The sequence below is a fragment of the Sulfurimonas sp. genome (assembly GCF_019429335.1).
Taxonomy (GTDB): Bacteria; Campylobacterota; Campylobacteria; order Campylobacterales; family Sulfurimonadaceae; genus Sulfurimonas.
In genome coordinates, this window is record NZ_JAHYJB010000025.1 from 1 (window position 1) to 18,068 (window position 18,068).

At 38.2% G+C, this 18,068-nt stretch carries 21 protein-coding genes; 2 read left to right on the plus strand and 19 right to left on the minus strand.

Annotation, left to right across the window (positions count from 1 at the left end):
- The first annotated feature begins 171 nt into the window (after positions 1-171).
- Together K0A91_RS08185 and K0A91_RS08190 are read left to right on the plus strand one after the other, a co-directional pair.
- On the plus strand, positions 172-318 hold the full coding sequence (locus K0A91_RS08185) for a lmo0937 family membrane protein (protein ID WP_295009697.1): 147 nt from the start codon (positions 172-174) through the stop codon (positions 316-318).
- A gap of 27 nt (positions 319-345) precedes the next feature.
- On the plus strand, positions 346-531 hold the full coding sequence (locus K0A91_RS08190) for a DUF2892 domain-containing protein (RefSeq protein ID WP_295009698.1): 186 nt from the start codon (positions 346-348) through the stop codon (positions 529-531).
- Positions 532-665: 134 nt separating this feature from the next.
- Here the strand turns inward: K0A91_RS08190 and K0A91_RS08195 are convergent, their stop codons facing one another.
- From K0A91_RS08195 to K0A91_RS08285, 19 genes are all read right to left on the minus strand, one after another.
- A complete protein-coding gene (locus K0A91_RS08195; RefSeq protein WP_295009699.1) occupies positions 666-917 on the minus strand; it encodes a hypothetical protein in 252 nt (83 codons plus the stop codon).
- Positions 907-1,287, minus strand: a complete 381-nt coding sequence (locus K0A91_RS08200; protein ID WP_295009700.1) for a type II toxin-antitoxin system VapC family toxin — start codon at positions 1,285-1,287, stop codon at positions 907-909. Before K0A91_RS08200 ends, K0A91_RS08195 begins: the two co-directional genes overlap by 11 nt.
- Positions 1,287-1,634 (minus strand): type II toxin-antitoxin system Phd/YefM family antitoxin, encoded by a 348-nt coding sequence (locus tag K0A91_RS08205; RefSeq protein ID WP_295009701.1) that lies wholly within the window; start codon positions 1,632-1,634, stop codon positions 1,287-1,289. Before K0A91_RS08205 ends, K0A91_RS08200 begins: the two co-directional genes overlap by 1 nt.
- 56 nt (positions 1,635-1,690) lie before the next feature.
- Positions 1,691-2,887 (minus strand): NAD(P)/FAD-dependent oxidoreductase, encoded by a 1,197-nt coding sequence (locus tag K0A91_RS08210; RefSeq protein WP_295009702.1) that lies wholly within the window; start codon positions 2,885-2,887, stop codon positions 1,691-1,693.
- A gap of 7 nt (positions 2,888-2,894) precedes the next feature.
- Complete coding sequence (locus K0A91_RS08215; RefSeq protein WP_295009703.1) at positions 2,895-3,257, minus strand: diacylglycerol kinase; 363 nt, start codon at positions 3,255-3,257, stop codon at positions 2,895-2,897.
- Positions 3,235-3,951, minus strand: a complete 717-nt coding sequence (locus K0A91_RS08220) for a phosphatase PAP2 family protein (protein ID WP_295009704.1) — start codon at positions 3,949-3,951, stop codon at positions 3,235-3,237. The genes K0A91_RS08215 and K0A91_RS08220 overlap by 23 nt, the downstream gene beginning before the upstream one ends.
- Positions 3,932-5,542: a phosphoethanolamine--lipid A transferase gene (locus K0A91_RS08225; protein ID WP_295009705.1), complete on the minus strand. Its 1,611-nt coding sequence runs from the start codon at positions 5,540-5,542 to the stop codon at positions 3,932-3,934. Before K0A91_RS08225 ends, K0A91_RS08220 begins: the two co-directional genes overlap by 20 nt.
- A gap of 11 nt (positions 5,543-5,553) precedes the next feature.
- Positions 5,554-7,482, minus strand: a complete 1,929-nt coding sequence (locus K0A91_RS08230) for an LTA synthase family protein (protein ID WP_295009706.1) — start codon at positions 7,480-7,482, stop codon at positions 5,554-5,556.
- A gap of 156 nt (positions 7,483-7,638) precedes the next feature.
- The gene (locus K0A91_RS08235; RefSeq protein ID WP_295009707.1) at positions 7,639-9,858 is read right to left on the minus strand and encodes an endonuclease MutS2; all 2,220 of its coding nucleotides are present in this window, start codon (positions 9,856-9,858) and stop codon (positions 7,639-7,641) included.
- Entirely contained in the window at positions 9,849-10,178 is a 330-nt protein-coding gene (locus K0A91_RS08240) for a hypothetical protein (RefSeq protein ID WP_295009708.1), read from the minus strand. The genes K0A91_RS08235 and K0A91_RS08240 overlap by 10 nt, the downstream gene beginning before the upstream one ends.
- Positions 10,178-11,491, minus strand: a complete 1,314-nt coding sequence (gene murC, locus K0A91_RS08245; RefSeq protein ID WP_295009709.1) for a UDP-N-acetylmuramate--L-alanine ligase — start codon at positions 11,489-11,491, stop codon at positions 10,178-10,180. The genes K0A91_RS08240 and murC overlap by 1 nt, the downstream gene beginning before the upstream one ends.
- The gene (locus K0A91_RS08250) at positions 11,488-12,000 is read right to left on the minus strand and encodes a hypothetical protein (protein ID WP_295009710.1); all 513 of its coding nucleotides are present in this window, start codon (positions 11,998-12,000) and stop codon (positions 11,488-11,490) included. Before K0A91_RS08250 ends, murC begins: the two co-directional genes overlap by 4 nt.
- Complete coding sequence (locus K0A91_RS08255; RefSeq protein ID WP_295009711.1) at positions 11,997-13,133, minus strand: succinyldiaminopimelate transaminase; 1,137 nt, start codon at positions 13,131-13,133, stop codon at positions 11,997-11,999. The genes K0A91_RS08250 and K0A91_RS08255 overlap by 4 nt, the downstream gene beginning before the upstream one ends.
- Before the next feature lie 107 nt (positions 13,134-13,240).
- Positions 13,241-13,912, minus strand: a complete 672-nt coding sequence (locus K0A91_RS08260; RefSeq protein WP_295009712.1) for a ThiF family adenylyltransferase — start codon at positions 13,910-13,912, stop codon at positions 13,241-13,243.
- An 87-nt stretch (positions 13,913-13,999) separates the two neighbouring features.
- Complete coding sequence (locus K0A91_RS08265) at positions 14,000-14,815, minus strand: carbon-nitrogen hydrolase family protein (protein WP_295009713.1); 816 nt, start codon at positions 14,813-14,815, stop codon at positions 14,000-14,002.
- A 52-nt stretch (positions 14,816-14,867) separates the two neighbouring features.
- A complete protein-coding gene (gene xseB, locus K0A91_RS08270) occupies positions 14,868-15,134 on the minus strand; it encodes an exodeoxyribonuclease VII small subunit (RefSeq protein WP_295009714.1) in 267 nt (88 codons plus the stop codon).
- Positions 15,127-16,233: a homoserine O-acetyltransferase gene (locus tag K0A91_RS08275; RefSeq protein ID WP_295009715.1), complete on the minus strand. Its 1,107-nt coding sequence runs from the start codon at positions 16,231-16,233 to the stop codon at positions 15,127-15,129. The genes xseB and K0A91_RS08275 overlap by 8 nt, the downstream gene beginning before the upstream one ends.
- A 1-nt stretch (position 16,234) precedes the next feature.
- Complete coding sequence (locus tag K0A91_RS08280) at positions 16,235-17,500, minus strand: O-acetylhomoserine aminocarboxypropyltransferase/cysteine synthase family protein (RefSeq protein ID WP_295009716.1); 1,266 nt, start codon at positions 17,498-17,500, stop codon at positions 16,235-16,237.
- Positions 17,501-17,578: 78 nt separating this feature from the next.
- Positions 17,579-17,965: a DUF6858 family protein gene (locus K0A91_RS08285; RefSeq protein WP_295009717.1), complete on the minus strand. Its 387-nt coding sequence runs from the start codon at positions 17,963-17,965 to the stop codon at positions 17,579-17,581.
- Positions 17,966-18,068 lie beyond the last annotated feature (103 nt).

Sequence of the window (18,068 nt, forward strand, 5' to 3'; positions counted from 1 at the left end):
AAAAAATCCAAGAGAAATAAAAAATCATTCGGACACTTATGCTAAAATATCGCCACAGAAAATATCTCTTCTTCAACTGTCCGAATGAAACCGACAGAGGTGTCCGGATAAACCGTTATATGCAATATGTTGTTAAAACAGCATACGGCATATTGATTAGGAGGAGGAGATATGATAGAAATTATTGCTGTCGTGCTAGTTGTTCTTTGGCTTTTGGGATTGATTACCTCTTTTACAATGGGTGGATTTATTCATATTCTTTTAGTTCTAGCAATCGTGGTGATTTTAATTCGTGTTATTCAGGGCAGACGTTTATAAGTATAAAATTAAACTAGGAGATTTAAGATGACAAAAAATATAGGTAAAATAGATAAAGTAGCTAGAATTGTTATTGGTGTGATTTTTATTGTTCTTGGTATGATGACTGGGAGTTGGCTTGGTCTTATAGGTCTTATCCCTATTGCAACAGCGCTTATAAACTGGTGCCCGCTTTATGAATTGCTCAAGATAAATACTTGCGGCATAAAGTAGTAATATATCTGCTAAGCAAGAGGGTTTAGGTAAAATCAGACTTTGGTTATATGCCTTGCACTCAAAAACCCGCTTGCCCAAGCAAAGGCGAAAGTGATTCAAATTTTGTTGGGTTTGTTTCTTTAGTATAGAATCTATTTTTTTATTTTTTCAAAAATAGATGCAAACTTTTCTAGTTGGTCTAAGCCTATATTTTTATCTCCGCTTTTATCACCGTAGATGCTGTGTACTGGATTGTCGAAGATTTTATTTAATACGGATCTAATTTCATTTAAAGTATCAGTAGATATGTTATGATCTACTAGCCTTTTTTGTAAAAGTTCAGAATTTTCTTTTATGTATTGAATATCACTTAATATCTTTTTACTCAACTCTTCATTCGTCATCATCATTTCCTTTTTGATAAATTTTCATCCCATCGATATAAGCAAAATCTTTGATGTTGTATGTCCATAGCGGCAAATCATAAATCAAACATGAAGCGGCGATGAGCGCATCTGGGAGTTTGAGTGAATGTGAAAGTGAGTAGCGGAGTATCAGTATTTTAGCTAAATTGAAACATTCGGTTGAATACTCCACATGCCCGAATGATTCCATAAGACGTAGTGCATCTTTTTGCTCTTTTTTATTTCTAACACCTTGCAAAATTTCAAGTTCTACAACAGGATTTATCAAAATTTCCTCTTTTGATAAATCAATTTTACTATTGTCTCGTAGATAATCTATTATGATACAAGTATCAATTAAGAGTGCCATTATCGCTTCCACGCATTGTTACGAAGCTCTTTAGCAAAAGCCACAACATCATCAATGTCCGAAAAAGGCTTTACATCTTTTTCTTCATCGCTTATCAACTGCAGCATTTCATCAAGAGTATATAAAGGTTTTACAATATGTTCTTTATAGTTTAGTTTTTCATATACAAGTTTATCATTGTTAACGGATGAATCCATCCGTTTAAGCTTTTCGTATAGTTCAATATTAATTAGAGCAGCAACAGGGCGACCATGTTTTTGAATGACGATTTCTTCCCCCGCAAACTCTGCCATATTTATATATTTGCTTAGATGAGCTTTAGTTTCGGCAAGATTTACTTTAGTCATAATTTAGCCTTTTTTGGTTAATATGACTATATTATAGCTAAAAATAGTCAAAATAATCAAGTTCTACTTATATCTCTTGCAGCCAAAAACCCGCTTGCCCAAGCAAAGGCAAAGTTATAGCCGCCGCGGCGACCGACAACATCCAAAACCTCTCCGCAGAAGTAGAGATTTTTTTGTTTTAGTGATTCAAAAGTTTTTGGGTTTATCTCTGTTGTATCAACTCCGCCGCCTGCAACCTCTGCATGTCTGAAGCCGTGAGTGTCGCTTACATCAAAACGCCAGTTCAGCATCTGATTTGCTATTTTTTTGCTTAGTTTTATGCCGATTTCATTACCGCATGTTGAGTGTAAGATATCGAGTTCTTCTAGAACTCCTGAGACTATTTTTGATGGGATGAGCCCGATAAGAATCTCGAAAATAGTTATTTTTGGATCTAATTCAGACATCTTGTTTATATAGTTTGAGAGCTTTTGCACATTAAAAGCAGGAAGCAGATTTATTGAGATACTAACATGTGAGAACTCCATTAAGGCGACACTTGCTCTTTGGGAAATATCAAGCACTGCAAAACCCGAAGCCCCGTAGTCCGCAAAGAGTATATCACCGCTACACGAAGAATCTTTTTTGTTGTTTATAAACAGTGTAACTTCGCCATCTATCTTTGTTCCGCTCATTTTTTTCACAACGGATGAGTTAAGGTGAAGCTGAACAAGAGATGGGTATGTCGGGATTATATTGTGCCCAAACAGCTCTGCAAACTCTAAACCATCTCTGTTTCCGCCAAGATGGGATGCCGCCTCTGAACCTGTTGCTATAACCACCGAATCATACTCGCCAAACAGTTTTTTTATATCTCTTATTTTCGTGTCTGTGTGAATATTTACGCCTAAACTTTTTGCATGGCCAAGAAGTAGAGAGGCAACGCTTTTTGCTTCATTGCTAAGCGGATAGACTCGTCCGTCATCTTTAGCGTCAAGTAGAAGTCCGATGCTCTCGCAAAATCTCTCAAACTCACCAAATCCAAACTCCTTAAGTGCAAACTCCACAAAAGATGGGTTCTGAGAAGAGTAGTCACTTGCGCTTAAATTTTTGTTTGTAATGTTACAGCGCCCGTTTCCTGAGACCAAAATCTTTTTGGCGCATTTTGAGTTCTGCTCAAAAATATCAACGAGTAGATTTTTTTTTGCACAAAATATTGCACATAAAAGCCCACTTGCTCCGCCACCGATGATTGCTACTTTTTTGTTTTTCATTTGAAGCTTACATGTAGATATCGACTAATACAATTATCCAAGTTGCCACAAATACGGATATGCTTAAAAAAACTATTGTGCTTCCTACGTCTTTTGCCCGTCCAGCCATATGGTGGTGATCCAGCGTAACCAAGTCAACGACTCTCTCTATAGCGCTGTTTGTGGCCTCTGCCAAGAGCATTCCCGTAAGTGAGATAAACAGCAGAGCTTTGTGGATAAGAGTGGCATCTATAAATATAATCAGAGGCAGTAGAATAATAGTTAAAATTAGTTCGATTTTAAATGATGTCTCTGTGCGGATTAAATCTTTTAATCCATTTAGTGCATAACCTGTATTTTTGAAAAAATTATATTTCGGCTGGTTGCGCAATATATCTCCTTTGTTGTATTGTTTTTAGGCTATCGATGAGTAAAATTATCAGCCAAGCTATAAGCATTGTAATGATTGTATGGCTAAAAAAGTGGTCACCAATTAACATTTTGTATGTGCCCATGCTAAATCCGACGCTCAAAGCAATTATAACAGCTCTTTTTCGATTTCTTCGACTTTTAAATAAAAAAAAGAGCGAAAGCAGCGCAAAACCTCCGCTTGCATGTCCAGCAGGCCAACACTTTATACTGCAGTCAGGGTTTTTTGCTTTAAACTCATCGGGATAACATTGAAATAGATTTACATCTGGATATTTACCGTTAAAATGTTGAATATTTTTTGGGCAAGGCATATTGGTAACAGCTTTTAGACTTCCGATGCTCAAAGGCACTATTATAATAGATAGCAGGACAATTATCAGACCTTTTTTGTACTCTAAAACTGTTTTGTTTTTTCTGAAAAAAATCAAAACAAAAAGAATACCTATTGCAAAGAGGATAATAAGCTTTTTAATTCCATCATAAAAGATAAACTTTGGCAGAGGTTCATTTCTGTCTAAAAACCATTGGTTGTTATTTGCATTATAAAAAAATTCTTGTATAAAAATATCAAGGTTTGTAGAAGCAAATAGGAGAATTACCCCTAAAAGCAAAAACAGCGTGATTAATAACTCCCTACTTCTTGATTGTTGCATTTTTTAGCATGTCCATATTGTCATTATATATTTTTGTTTCTACATTAAACAAGCCAAGGATTGTGTTAAAAAGATTGTCATGCGAAAATGCCTCGTCGCTGTATGATTTTAGCTTTGCTGTATCTATATTTTTTTTCATCTCATCGCCAAACCACATCACCGCGCCAATGTGTTTTTGTTCTTTAGGTGCCATAAAATAGGGCATACCGTGGAGATATAAGCCGTTTTCACCTAAACTTTCTCCATGGTCGCTCATATAAATCATTGCTGCTTGATGGCTTTTTGAGTATGGTTTTAAAAAATTTACAACTTTTGATAAAAAATAGTCTGTGTAAAGGATAGCATTATCATAAGCATTTCCAATCTCATCTTGCGTACAATCTTCAAGCTGGTTGGTTTGGCATTCGGGAGTAAAAATTTTAAACTCTTTTGGATATCTTTTATAGTAAGCCGGTCCATGGTTTCCCATCTGGTGAAGGACAATTAAGATATTCTTGTTTTTGTTGGCTTCTATATATTCGTTAAGACCAACAAGCATACCCTCATCGCGGCACTCATCATCGCACATTGTATTGTTTGCGGGTGATTTATAATCCTCATAAGGAACTCTAAGCGCTACGCCTTTGGAATCAGAATTATTATCTCTCCATAATATTTCAATTTCATTGGTGCGCTTTAGCACATCTAAGATATTCTCTGTTTGAATGCCTTTTTTGTAGCTGTAGTCAGCTTTGTCGAAAAAAGAGAACATGCATGGAACGGAATCGGCTGTCGAAGTGCCGCATGAGTACATGTTTGAAAAGTTAATTATATCCTCTTTTTTAAGGAGAGGATTGGTCTCTTTTTTGTAGCCGTTTAAAGAAAATCTGTCAGCTCGTGCCGCTTCACCGACTACAATAATTATGAGTTCTTTGGGCTCTTTTTCATCTTTAACAATTTTGCAGTCTTCCCCTATTTCATTTAAGAAAACAGGTCCAGAGTCGAGTGTCTTGCTAACATAGTTGCCGATACTGTAAATCCAGTAAGTAGGATTTGTGTAGTATCTAAGAGGTTTATGTTCTCTGAAAAATGAGGTATAAAATTTATTAAAAGAAAAAAGAGTTATAACAATTACCAATATAGATATAAGAATTGTTTTTGCTTTTAGTATCATCTCTGATTTTAAAGTGCCGTACTCAATTTTTGCCTTATATATCATAAATGCCGGCAAAATACCAAGTAACACAATATACAAAAACTGTTTAAAAGTGAACAAATCCATAGACTCATTTATATCTGTCTGCATTGTATTTCTAATCATGGAGTCATCGATGACTACACTGTAAGTATTCATAAAGTAGTTTGTAAGTGATGAAATAATGACTGCTGTTATCAGAAGCGGTTTAGTTGTGTATTTTGAACTTAGCAGCGTAAATAGCAAAACGGTAAAAGCAAATAAAATAAAAGCAAGAGAGAATACAAAAGCAATATTTTTAAATCCGCTAAAAGGATAGACTTCTGTCACATTTTGAAAAAATGCAACATTATCAAAGAGCACAAAAAATAGTGCGACAAACGCTATAAGTCTGATTTGTGTTATATTTTTAAACAAGTTTCTTCCTCCTATCTATATAATTTTTTATCGTACATATGATCTAATGTTACGACAAACGCCAATACATCTTTTTCCAGCTCTAAGTCGTGCTCAATGGGGGTTAGATGGTTGTTTTTGTCTAAATATGTATCCGGCTTTTTATATAAAAAGGTAACCGCCTCTTTGTTTGGGCTGAGAATCGAAACTTTGTTATCCACTCTAAGGGCATAGGAACCATGAAACTCCATCAGAGAAATATTTTGCTTTTTATCGCTAAAAATCGAGTGTCCCATAATAGGGTATTTCAAATCAAGCCCAAGCAGATCCAGCGCAGTTGCCAAGACGTCTGGCTGCGTTGCGATTTTATCGTAGGTCATCGGCTTGATGTCTGCTCCTAAGATAATTGCCGGTATCTGAAACATATCAACAGGAATCATATCATCACCGTAAACTCTGACGTTATGGTCTGCAACTACTACAAAAACTGTATCTTTGTAATACTCCTCTTTTTTGGCAAGTTCAAACAGACGCCCGATAGCGTAATCCGCGTATTTTACGGCATTTTTAACGCTATTTGCGGGCACTCCATCGAGTAGTTCAATTTTTTCGTATGGGTACTCGAATGGAGAGTGGTTTGACTGCGAAAACATAACGGTGGCAAATTTCTGATTTTTGGTATGCATCTTTTTAAACTCTTCATTTGCTCTTTCTGCCAAATCTCCATCACACACTCCCCATGGAGCGGTAAAAGTAGGATCTGCAAAGCATGGCTGGTCGATAATCTCATCAAAGCCGTTGCCGATAAACCAGCTTCGCATATTGTCAAATCTGCTCTCTCCGCCATACATAAAAGTTGTATGATAACCAAATGGCTCCAGAGCAGTTGAAATGGTAAAAAAGTCACTTTGTGATTTGCTTCTCTTTAGTACTCCCTCACCTGGAACGGCAAGGTTTCCGGCAGAGGCTCCGGCTAAACCTCTAATGCTTCTAGTGCCGTTTGAGTATAAATCTTTAAATAAAATTCCCTCTTTGCTCAGTCTGTTAAGATTAGGCGTAATTCCTTTCTCTCCTCCGGTTGCTTCAACAAACTGATACCCCAGACTCTCTTGTACGAAGATAACCAGATTTTTTGGTTTTGCCCTCTTAAAGTGGCTCTCTTCGATCCTTGAGAATGGTGAGGCGGCATCCATACTTTGGATATTGAGTCTATTTTGAACCCTAGATATAGCCTCATTGATATCCATTTTTCCGTATCGTTTTTGCACCTCTTTGCTTCCATGCTTGCTGTTAGTATAGATTGCATAAACAATGTTATATATAGAGTTTTTAGTTATCTCATTGACCATTCTATTCGTTGTATACATCGCATCAGAAGTGTTTGCAGGTCTGTGTCCAAATGATGATCGGGCGCCAATAAAGAGCAGTAGAAACAGAGGTAAAAACAGAATTAATCGTTTTTTATAGTTTGTGTCAAATACTGAAGTAGCACTATCTTTGGCGTATTTAAGGTAGAGATAGATAAAGGCGCCTATCATAGTAAAAGCTATAAATAGCTCAGGCTTGTAGTCGGCAAATATCATAGCAAACACTTCTTTTGGATAGACAAGGTACTCTACAAAAAGGTAGTTTGGCCGTACGTCATACTGAGCAATAAACGGGAAAGTAGCATTTTCTATGTAGATAATAATTGATAGTACTATCAAAAAGTAGTACCTTAAAAATTTATTTACAAAATGTTTTAATCTATTTGGGCTGAGTGTTAGAAGCATCATGGGAATAAGCAAAAACACGGAGGCGGTTATGGTGTCCATTCTTAGACCATAGATGAAAGTCAGCCAGTAATCTACACCACTCTCTTTAAAGTTGTCAAAATAGAGTATAAATAAAAATAACCTGCCTATAAAAAATATCAGTATCATATATAGATAATATTTAACTAATTGTTTTAGAATGCTCATTGTTTTCCTTGCGTAATTTTAATGTGAAATTATATAACTACAAAGCTGATACAATATAAACAGAAATAATAATAAATTTATTTTTATAAGTAACCAACCTTGTAATTTTAGAAAAAAGGACGGGTTGTTTTTAGTGTGTAACATAAGTAAAAATTTTTAAAGAGTAATAAGTTTCGCGCCAAATCCGCCCATATGCTGCGGCGCATCTTCAAATTTTTTAACTCTGGGATGAGCTTTTAAAAACTCTTTGACGGCGTATGAGAGTTTGCCGGTTCCGATGCCGTGATAGACTATAACTTCATCCCAGCCGTTTATGAGCGCATCTGATATAAATTTATCGAGCACTTCGGTTGCCTCTTCGGCTCTCATACCATGCAAATCGCACTTCAGTCCCGCCCTTTTTTGAACATTAAGACTTATGTCCGTTCTTGACTTTTGCTGCAGTATCTGAGTATGTTTGAGGTGAGAGGTTTTAACTCGAACACGCATCCCCTCAACTTCTACGATTGCTTCGTTCTTGTCTTTCATGGCAACGATTACACCTTTTTTGCTATGGTACTTCACATAATCGCCGACTTTAAATTCTACATGTAGATTTGTCTGCTCTTTTTTCTCTTTTGGCAATTTTTTATTTGCCTCGTTCATCGCTCTGTGAATAGCTTGTACATCTCCTGCACGGGCTGCATTTTTTGCTTCATCTATAGCAATTTTATAACTCTCTTTAAGCGCATTTTTCTCACGTTGGAGTTCTTGGAAAATCTTAATCCTCTCCTCTTTTAAATCACGCTCTTTTGCTTCAAGCTCCGCTATCTTCTCGTCAATTTTTTTGTGTTTTTGCTTGAGTTCACGCTCTAATTGCGAGCCTCTCTCGATGAGCATATTCAACTTCTCGCTATTGTCTCCGTAGAGAGCTTTTGCTTCGTTTACTATTTTGTTGGAAATTCCGTATCTGCTTGCCGTCTCAAAAGCGTAACTCTTGCCGATAATTCCATGCATAAATTCATAAGTCGGAACCCTGTTCTTCTCATCATAAATCGCCGCCATCAACTCAACGTCGTCGCGGTCAGCCATAAGTGCGGCTAGGCGTTTATGATGGGTGGTTACAACTATCTTCTGCCCTCTTAAAACTAGCTCGTCAAGTATAACCTTGAAGAGTGCAGCTGCCTCGTCGCTGTCGGTTCCCAGCTCAATCTCATCAACACCGATAAGTGCATCTCTGTTTTCAAATATTTTTGAGAACTCCTGCATACGCCCTGCAAATGTAGAGATATCGTTTTTGACATTTTGAGGGTCGTCGATGATAGCAAGTATATTTTTAAAGCTTCCTATGTGTGACTTGTGCTCGTTTAGCTTCATCGGGATGATATACTTTGCCATAAAAGCGGCACTTAGTATCGACTTTAGAAGCATTGTTTTACCGCCGGCGTTTACACCCGTAATCATCAAAATATTTTTTGAAAAATCTACATGTATAGGTTTTGCATGGTGAAGTGCAGGGTGAATAAAGCTCTCTATGACGATTTTAGAATCTTTTTTTGATTTGACTATTTGGAGGTCTTTGCTTTTGGCAAAAAGAACTCTTGCTTGATAGTTGTCAAACTTTGTAAACTCTTTGTCGCAAAATGAGATAAACGGCAGAAGCTCTGAGAGTTTGGATGAGAACTCTTTCGCGTAGGCATAAAAAATCGCCTCGCGCTCTTCATTTATGTAGCGAATCTGCTCTTTTGATTTTAGGATAATATCGGGCGATATGTAAAACCCGCCACTGCTGCTTCTGCCGAGTATTGCGCCTTTTAGGACATGGTTAAATCCGCCGCGTACCAAAAGACACTCCTCATCGTTTATAAGATGTACCTGCGTGTCTATAAGATAGGATGAGAGTTTCGGGCTTGATGTTAGCCTCTTGAGTGAGCCACTGATATTTGATTTATGCTCTTTTATGCGCGAACCCAAACCAAATAGCACTTCATCTAGATTTTCATCAAATTTTCCATCGCTTGTAAAATACTTCTCAACCTCAAAAAATTTCTGCTCTATAACAAACTTAGCCATCCACTCGCCGATAATTCCTTTTAGCTCCATATTTTTTAGGTAGCGAAAATATCTTATAACTTTAATGATTTCAAAAATCTGTTCAAACTGAAGTACACCGAGTTTTTGAAGATGAAGTTTTATATTTGTGAAGTAGGCAACTTTAGGCGGTGCCCTAAACTCTATCTCATCAAGCGCTTTTATGTAGCGGTAGTGTAGCTCTTGGTCGCCCTCTATATAAAGAGAGCCCTCGCGAGAGAAGAAGTTTTTGAATGAGTTTATATGATCGTTTAAATCAAGTTGATTTATAAGCAGATCAATTTTTGAGCCGTTATCTACTCGCATCTAGATGCACTAATCATCTCTCTGTAGTGAGGAGTGTTCTCTCTGCCGATAAAAGTGTATGTTCCTATGCTTAGGGTGAAGTTTGTGCTGTTAACATCCACTCCATTGCACTGAACCGTATTATGCTGGTTGAATTTCATAACTACATTTAGCATCTTCTCTCTTTGAGCGTCGGTGTATGCGTTAAAGGCTACAGCTGATAGAACTATAGCTAAAGCTACTGCAGTAACAACTGCTTTTTGGGTACGGTTAAGTTCGGTAAAGTAGTGCAAGACTAAAAAAAATAGTCCTACGATGATAAGTCCAGCTATGTATGCCACTATGCCCCTCCTCTTATTTGATATGTTAAATCTCCAGCACCAAAGCCTATAATAAGACCTTTGTCGAGTGTTTTAAGCGCCTCTTTGTCTTTGATGATGGTTATTGTGTTGTTTGCTCTTGTGATATTATCCGCCATAATTAGGTTATATCTTTTGAATCTATCAGCAAAATCTATCTCTCTTTTTGTTTCACCTGCAGCCCAAACAGGGAGGATTATAAGCTCCTGCGCACCTTCAAAGCAGTTTATAAACTCCTCTAGGTTATCTATCGTGCGTGAGTATTTGTGGGGCTGCCAAATCGCCGTAATCTTGTCAAAACCTTTGAGATGTGCATACTCTTTGACAGACTCAAACGTAGCTTTTATCTCTGTAGGGTGGTGACCGTAGTCGTCAATAATTACTCTGCCGCTCTCAGCTCCAACGATGTCAAAGCGTTTTTTGATACCCTTAAATGTAAGTATCTTCTCTCGTATAAGTTCGATATCCATCGACTCGTTTGCCGCCATTATCGCCAAAGCGGCATCAAGTGCTATATGTTTTCCAAATCCCCAAACATCAAAGCTACCGAGATTTTTGAGTGTAAATCTTGTATGTGGCTCATCGTTAATCAGAACAAACTCTATGTTTGTGATATCACGGCTTGGGTGTAGCCACAAAGCCTCTACTTTGTCGACAAGCTTGCTTAAAAACGGGTCTTCGGCATTTAAAACGCGGCAAGGGGCAGATGAAATAAATGTTTTGTATGATTCATAGAAGAGCTCATAGTTGTAGTCATAGTACTCCATGTGCTCAGGCTCCGCATTTACAACAATAGCGCAGTGAGGATTTGAGTTTATAAAACTGCCATCGCTCTCATCTGCTTCAAAAATCATAACATCGCTTTGCGGGTTATATCTAACATTTGAGCCAAACGCCTTTGACTCCGCACCGATAATTGCAGAACCTTCCATTATGGACGTCAGTATCGCCGTTGTCGTGCTTTTTCCATGTGCTCCGGCAACAGAGTAGACTTTTGAAGTGTCTAAAATTTTAAGGAGTGCTTCGCGGCGGGCAAGAACTTCGATGCCTTGTGCTTTTGCTTCTGTGATTTCTGGATTGTCAGGACGAATGATAGCAGAGTGGATAACCAAGTTCTGATTGGTTATTACTGATGCATCGTGAGGAACCGTAACGCCTATGCCAAGCTTGCGAAGTTTTTGCGTAATTGCAGTGTCGGCTATATCCGAACCGCTTACTTCATGGCCTTTGTAATGCATGTATTGTGCTAGTCCCGATATACCAATTCCGCCTATACCGATAAAATGAATTTTCATTCGCTTAGCTCCCCGTCTATTTGGGAATCACCCAGCAATTTTTGTGCCTCTTTATTAAAGCAACTTATATAAAAAGTCCCAGCTTTTTGTGTCTCGTCTATATCTGCGATTTTTTCTAGAAACTCATCCAAAGTAAGCTTCTCTTGCGAAGCGAGAGTGTGTATTTTCATGGCATTTGAAAATTTCTTATCGTTACTCAGACCGCTTAGAACTTCAAAAAGTGCGCTTGCATCATGGATTTGAGAAGCGCTGTAGTTCTCTATGGCATACTCATATAGTGCTCTGAGCGTTGCAAAATCCTGAACTTCATTTGTATCCATAACTCTGTGAGCCTCAAGAGTATCGGTCAGTCTTTCTAACGCTAAATCAAGTATGTTTGCGTAAAAGCCGCCAAGAGTATCTTCATCAAAAGTGTCGTGAGCACGCTGTTCTAACATGTACAAAGATGCTATGTCTGAGTTTTGTTGTGCTTTGAGCACCTCTGCCTTTAAATTTTCTGCTTTGCTCATGATAAACACTCCTTGATTCTTTTTAGCGCGCTTTTTGTTTTTTGTGTATCCTCTACCAGAGCTATTCTGATAAAATCTTTGCCCGGATTAAGTCTGTTTTCATCGGCTCTTGCGAGATACTCTCCGGGTAAAACTTTTACATTGTAGTCTCGGTATAGCTTTCTTGTAAACTCTAGAGCGTTTGGTACTCTCAGCCAGATATAAAAAGTCGCTTCCGGAATCGCTACTCCCAAAATCTCATGTGCCGCTTCAAAATTTTTTTTGTAAATCTCTCTTGCAATGCCTACATGCTCCTCGTCACTCCAAGCAACTGCAGCGGCACTTTGAAGAGGAAGCGGAGAGGCACACCCTATGTAAGTTCTGTAATTTATATACTCTTTTAAGATATTTTCATCACCTGCAATAAATCCTGAGCGAAGTCCAGGAGCAGATGAGCGTTTTGAGATGGAGTTGATAACAAGCACATTTTTAAATGTTTCATTTCCTACATGTAGCGAAGCTTCAAGAAGCGAAGGTAGAGGTTTATCTGTGTAAATCTCGCTGTAGCACTCATCGTTTAAGAGCACAAAATCGTGCTTGAGTGCGAGTTTTACCCACTCTCCAAGCTCTTCTACGCTTAGTGTAGAGGTTGTCGGGTTGTTTGGAAAATTTAAAATAACAAGATTACATGTGGATAATTTTTCTTCATCAATTTCAGGCTTAAAATTGTTCTCCTGAGTAAGATTCAGGTATATAGTTTTTGCTCTTGAAGCTATAGCTGCTCCCTCATAGATTTGGTAAAAAGGGTTTGTAAAGGCTATTGTCGGCTCTTTTTTGTTAAATAGAAAAAATTGGGGAAAGTTAAAGAGAACCTCTCTTGTTCCAAAAGTAGGGATAATCTGCTCATTGCGAAGTTCAACCCCGAATCTTGTTTTTACAAATTTTCTCTGAGAAGCTCTTAAGTTCTCTTCGCCTGCAGTCTTAGGATAACGTCTGAGCTGTGATGAGTTTTCACAGAGAGTTTTTTGTATAAAATCAGGAGTCTCAAACTGCGGTTCGCCGATAGTCATGGCAGATGGTTCATAGTTGCTATTAGGCGTAATGTCTTGCAATAAAGTGTTTAGTTTTTCAAATGGATATGGTTCAAAATTCATAGTTTTTATGCCCTTTATAATAGGCGAGATTATATCTTAAATCTATAAAAAAGAGGTTAATGGCTATCAAACTCCTTTAGAATTGAGAAACAGAGTATTTAACAAAATTATGCTTTGGGAATAGAAAATTTTTGAGTCATAAGCTCTCCATCGCTGTTAAAAAAGAGGTAGTAGAGCATATCTTTTTTGACATTAAGCCCCGCTAGATATCTGAGTGCGAGATTTGCTTGAAGTGAAGCTATGTGCATAACTATCGGGGCTGCTATCCCCGCCGGCATTTTTGATGTTATTTTAAAAGCGTCTCTAAATGATGAGTCTTGAAAAAAACAGACCTGTCCATGAAAAGCCTCCACGCTTCCATAAATCCATGGCATATTGACGCTTTTGCAGTAGTCATTTATCTCGGCGCGGGTAGGGAGGTTGTCAGTCGCGTCAATTATCAAATCAATTGCAATCTCCTTTTCGCACCACGATTTAAAGTTGCACTCGTGGGCAATGGCTTTTACAAAAGGGCATCTCTGCTCAATAATCGCGCTGTTTACAAGAGCCTTGTTTTTACCCTCATCACCCATTTTAAAAGCAATTTGGCGATGAATATTATGGAGTGATACTTCATCGAAGTCAATCATATGAATCTCGCCGATTCCGCTGGCACCCAAAGCAAACGCTAGGGAACTTCCAAGTCCGCCTGCGCCGACTATCGCTATTTTTTTGCCTTGAAGCAAGACTTGCGTCTCTTCGCCCCAAAGCTGAACCTGTCTGTGAAAATATTTCATCATAGAGTGTCTCCCACTAATAAATCTCGTATAATTTGAACGAATTCAAACTATACTCAGTCACTAAAGCTTTGCCCTTGGCAAGAAGAGTCAAACCTTCAACGCGTTGCATATTTGACTCCTTTTGTTTACAAACTCTCTAAATCCCCACACTTTTCTTGCTTGAACAACTTCAGAGTGGCTCATATCCACAATCATAAGCTCCTCTTTGTTGCCTAGATGCTCCAAAAGTTCGCCGTTTGGCGAAGCTAGAAGTGAATCGCCGTAGAAGTTCCAGCTCTGGTTTTTATCTCTGTATTCGCCAATTCTGTTTGCTCTTAAGATGTAGCAGTTGTGTGTAAATGCGCGTAACAAAACAAGTGATTTCCATCTCTCAAAGGAGTCAAAAGTAGAGACGCTAGGGAGCAGAATACAATCGACGTTTTTGGAGGAAATATGTTCAAATATTTCGTCAAAATGTAGCTCAAATCCACTCATCAAAGCAAATTTAAATCCCTCGATTTTAAAGATAAGCGGCGACTCTATCGCTTGGGGCTCATTATCAAAAAACCTCTCTTCATTCCAGTGTGGATAGTTTATAAGAATTTGCTGCTGATAGTATGAGGTGGAAGAGGGCGCAAACTTGGCTATTGTTTTATATATCTTCTGTTTTTTTACGACGATAAGAGGTGCAATAATGGTAATCTTGTAGGTAAAAGAGAGCTCTTTTAAGACTTTTATCTGATGCTCTGAATGCTCTTTTATCATGCTTGTGCTGAGTGTTTTTAGCTCTTTAAAAAACGGGTTTAATATATATTCGCCCAAAAGCAGGAGTTTGACACCTTGCTTTGAAGCAATGCGTATATAGTTATATAGCTTTGTTGAACTCATACCCTGTGCGCTGAGTTGAAGTACGGCAGCCCTCACTATAAATCATCCTTATGGATAATTTTATCGCTACAAAATGAAAGCATTTTTACTATCCTTTTATCTCGGTAATTTTAATCTGTGCATCTTCTAGGATTTTTTGAGCGCTAGAGAGTTCGCTCATCCCTTTTTCATACGCCTTTAGGCTCTCTTGAAGAGTTATTTCTGGGTTCATAAGTGTCTCTAAAACTTTTTTTGCACTCTCAAGTTTTGCTTCAAAACCTTCGGTTTCTTTAGTAAAACCTTCGGTTTCTTTAGTAAAACCTTCGGTTTCTTTAGTAAAACCTTCGGTTTCTTTAGTCAACTTCTCTTTAGCCATTTAAAATATCCTTTACATACTCTTCAAATTTTTCCACTTCAACCAAAAAGGCGTCATGTCCGTAATTGCTCTCTACATCAATATATGTGTGATTGGTATTTCCTATTTTGCTAAGAGCGTCGCTTATCTCTCTCATTTCAAAGTTCTTAAATAGCTGATCGTTGCTAAAACTTATAAGGTGCAGCTCGGTGCTGATTTTTCTCAAAGCCTCGCTAAGAGAGTCAAATCCGCGGGAGATATCGTAAATATTTATAGCTTTTGTTATGTAGAGATAAGAGAGCGGGTCAAACCACTTTGTAAAGTTATATCCGTTATACTCTAAAAACAGCTCAATCTGAAACTTGCCAAAAAGCTCGTAGAGACCGTCGGTATTTTTATACTCTCTGCCGAATTTGCTCTTCATAGACTCATGCGAGAGAAAGCTTATATGTCCCGCCATTCTTCCAACAGCCATTCCTGAGAGCCCTTGTTCTTTAATAGTATTGCTGTCGTAATAGCCGCCCTTAAAGTCAGGGTCTTTTAGAATTGATTCCTGCGCTACTTTGTTAAAGGCAATAGCCCACGGCTGAGTTGCATGTGTTGTTGCCATAGAGATAACTTTTGATGCAAAATTAGGGTAGTGGATTGCAAACAGAAGTGCCTGCATTCCGCCCATAGAGCCGCCGATAATAGCGTGAACGCTGTGAATGCCCAGCTTGTCAAAAAGAATTCTTTGAGCTTTTACCATGTCTTTTATTGTAACAACTGGAAATTTATAACGGTATGGGTTATGGTGCGGGTGTTGCGGGCTCATAGGTCCTGTTGAACCGAAGCAACTCCCTATTACGTTTGTGCAGATAACGAAATATTTGTCAGTGTCAACTGCTTTGCCGCCGCCTACAAAGTTATCCCACCAGCCCGGTTTTTTATCGCCCTCATAAGTTCCTGCGCAGTGGTGTGAGCCCGTTAGCGCGTGACAGATGACAACGACATTGCTTTTGTCTTCATTTAAAAAGCCGTAAGTTTCATATGTAATATCGTACGGTTCTAAAATACGTCCGCTCTCTAAGTAGAGCGGATTGGTAAAGTGCTCGGTGTACGTTTTTAGATTTAGGGACAAACTACGCCTCTAGAGCTTGTTTAATGTCTGCTATTAAATCTGTGCTGCTCTCTAATCCGCAAGAGATTCTGATAAGTCCTGATGGAACTCCGCAAGCAATTAACTCTTTTTCATTAAGCTGCTGATGAGTCGTTGAAGCGGGATGAGTGATTATAGATTTTGAATCTCCTATGTTTACGACAAGAGAGTAGAGCTTGGTTGCATCTACCACTTTTACAGCCTCTTCAAGAGAGTCTAATTCAAAGCTTAAAAGTCCGCTGCAAGCACCATTTTCAAAGTATTTTTGGGCATTTTTATAGTTAGCGTTGCTTTTTAGCCCAGGATAGTTTACTTTTTTAACCTTTGGATGTGCCTCTAAAAACTCAGCCAGTGCAAGTGCATTTTTGGAGTGTTCTTTCATGCGCAGAGAGAGAGTCTCGATCCCTTGAATAAAGAGCCATGAGTTAAACGGAGATACAACCGCACCCAAATCACGAAGAAGTGAAAGACGTGCGCGAAGTGTAAACGGAGGAAGCGGCACTTCAACATAAACCAGACCGTGGTAAGAGTTGTCAGGCTCATTAAAGTGAGCGTAACGAGGGTTTGCTTTTAATTTCTCAACCAAACCTTTTCTCTCAACCAAAATACCGCCGATTGCAAGACCTTGACCGGTTGTGTATTTGCTTGCACTGTGAACTGAGATGTCAGCTCCATGTTCAAACGGACGGCATAAGACAGGAGTTGCAACGGTGTTGTCAACTACAGTTAAAATTCCATATTTATTTGCTATTTTGGTAATTGCTTCGATATCTGCTACGTCAATGCTCGGATTTGTCAAAGACTCAAAAAAGATAACTTTCGTTTTGTCATCTATTAGCTTCTCCATCGCAGCGGTGTCGTGTACGTTAAAAAATCTAGCTTCAATTCCAAATCTCTTTAGCGTGTGAGCAGTTTGGGTAAGTGTCCCGCCGTAAAGCTGTTTTGCACAAACGATGTTGTCTCCCGCTTCGGCAGCGTTTGCGATAGCAAAAAAGATTGCGCTCATTCCGCTTGATGTAGCAAGTGAAGCCTCTCCGCCCTCAAGCTCGGCAAATCTCTTTTCAAAAACATCAGTTGTAGGGTTGTTTAAGCGAGTATAAATATATCCTAACTCTTTAAGAGAAAACAGATTTGCAGCATGCTGTGCATCTCTAAATTCATAAGCGGTAGTCTGATAAATAGGAACCGCCATCGCCCCCTCGGCGCCCTTTTCATAACCTGCATGTAGTGCTTTAGTTTGTAAATCCATTTAATACTCCCTTAAATTAAAAATAAGTTTTGTTATTTTATCTAAAATGGATTAATGTAAGTTTTAAAGGGAGACTATTTACCTTTTCAATCCCTTTGCCCAATTCTCCATAAGGGTGTGCATCTCCTCTTTTGGGGCTTCTAAAAAATCTATAACAAACTTATCTTCAAACTCACAAACTGCTATGCTTCTCGGTCTTAATGCCAATATTTTTGTATTTGGAATTGCTTGTCCAAAACAAAAAATTATATTTTTTGCATCTATAAGCCCATCCATAATCTCTCCGCCTAGCTCTTTTGTGTGCGAATAGTGCTCAAAAACTGTAATAAATTTTGCAATAGGGTGGTTTTGTATCTTCTCTTTAAAGTACTCAACCGCTTCATCCGCAGATGAGACTTTTATCTCCTCTTTTGATAACTCTATGCTGTAAATTGGGTATCTATCCATAAAGACTGTTTTTTTCATTTTTGCTACTTTATTATTTTAAGTTATAACTTTGATAAATTCTACTGTTTTTTTTAACAAAAGTCAATAACTGTTTTTAGCGAGAATTGTCGCTAAAAAATAT

Coding starts and splice junctions, on each gene's coding strand:
- K0A91_RS08185 (WP_295009697.1), top strand. CDS start 172: ATGATAGAAATTATTGCTGTCGTGCTAGTTGTTCTTTGGCTTTTGGGA.
- K0A91_RS08190 (WP_295009698.1), top strand. CDS start 346: ATGACAAAAAATATAGGTAAAATAGATAAAGTAGCTAGAATTGTTATT.
- K0A91_RS08195 (WP_295009699.1), bottom strand. CDS start 917: ATGACGAATGAAGAGTTGAGTAAAAAGATATTAAGTGATATTCAATAC.
- K0A91_RS08200 (WP_295009700.1), bottom strand. CDS start 1,287: ATGGCACTCTTAATTGATACTTGTATCATAATAGATTATCTACGAGAC.
- K0A91_RS08205 (WP_295009701.1), bottom strand. CDS start 1,634: ATGACTAAAGTAAATCTTGCCGAAACTAAAGCTCATCTAAGCAAATAT.
- K0A91_RS08210 (WP_295009702.1), bottom strand. CDS start 2,887: ATGAAAAACAAAAAAGTAGCAATCATCGGTGGCGGAGCAAGTGGGCTT.
- K0A91_RS08220 (WP_295009704.1), bottom strand. CDS start 3,951: ATGCAACAATCAAGAAGTAGGGAGTTATTAATCACGCTGTTTTTGCTT.
- K0A91_RS08230 (WP_295009706.1), bottom strand. CDS start 7,482: ATGAGCATTCTAAAACAATTAGTTAAATATTATCTATATATGATACTG.
- K0A91_RS08235 (WP_295009707.1), bottom strand. CDS start 9,858: ATGCGAGTAGATAACGGCTCAAAAATTGATCTGCTTATAAATCAACTT.
- murC (WP_295009709.1), bottom strand. CDS start 11,491: ATGAAAATTCATTTTATCGGTATAGGCGGAATTGGTATATCGGGACTA.
- K0A91_RS08250 (WP_295009710.1), bottom strand. CDS start 12,000: ATGAGCAAAGCAGAAAATTTAAAGGCAGAGGTGCTCAAAGCACAACAA.
- K0A91_RS08255 (WP_295009711.1), bottom strand. CDS start 13,133: ATGAATTTTGAACCATATCCATTTGAAAAACTAAACACTTTATTGCAA.
- K0A91_RS08260 (WP_295009712.1), bottom strand. CDS start 13,912: ATGATGAAATATTTTCACAGACAGGTTCAGCTTTGGGGCGAAGAGACG.
- xseB (WP_295009714.1), bottom strand. CDS start 15,134: ATGGCTAAAGAGAAGTTGACTAAAGAAACCGAAGGTTTTACTAAAGAA.
- K0A91_RS08280 (WP_295009716.1), bottom strand. CDS start 17,500: ATGGATTTACAAACTAAAGCACTACATGCAGGTTATGAAAAGGGCGCC.
- K0A91_RS08285 (WP_295009717.1), bottom strand. CDS start 17,965: ATGAAAAAAACAGTCTTTATGGATAGATACCCAATTTACAGCATAGAG.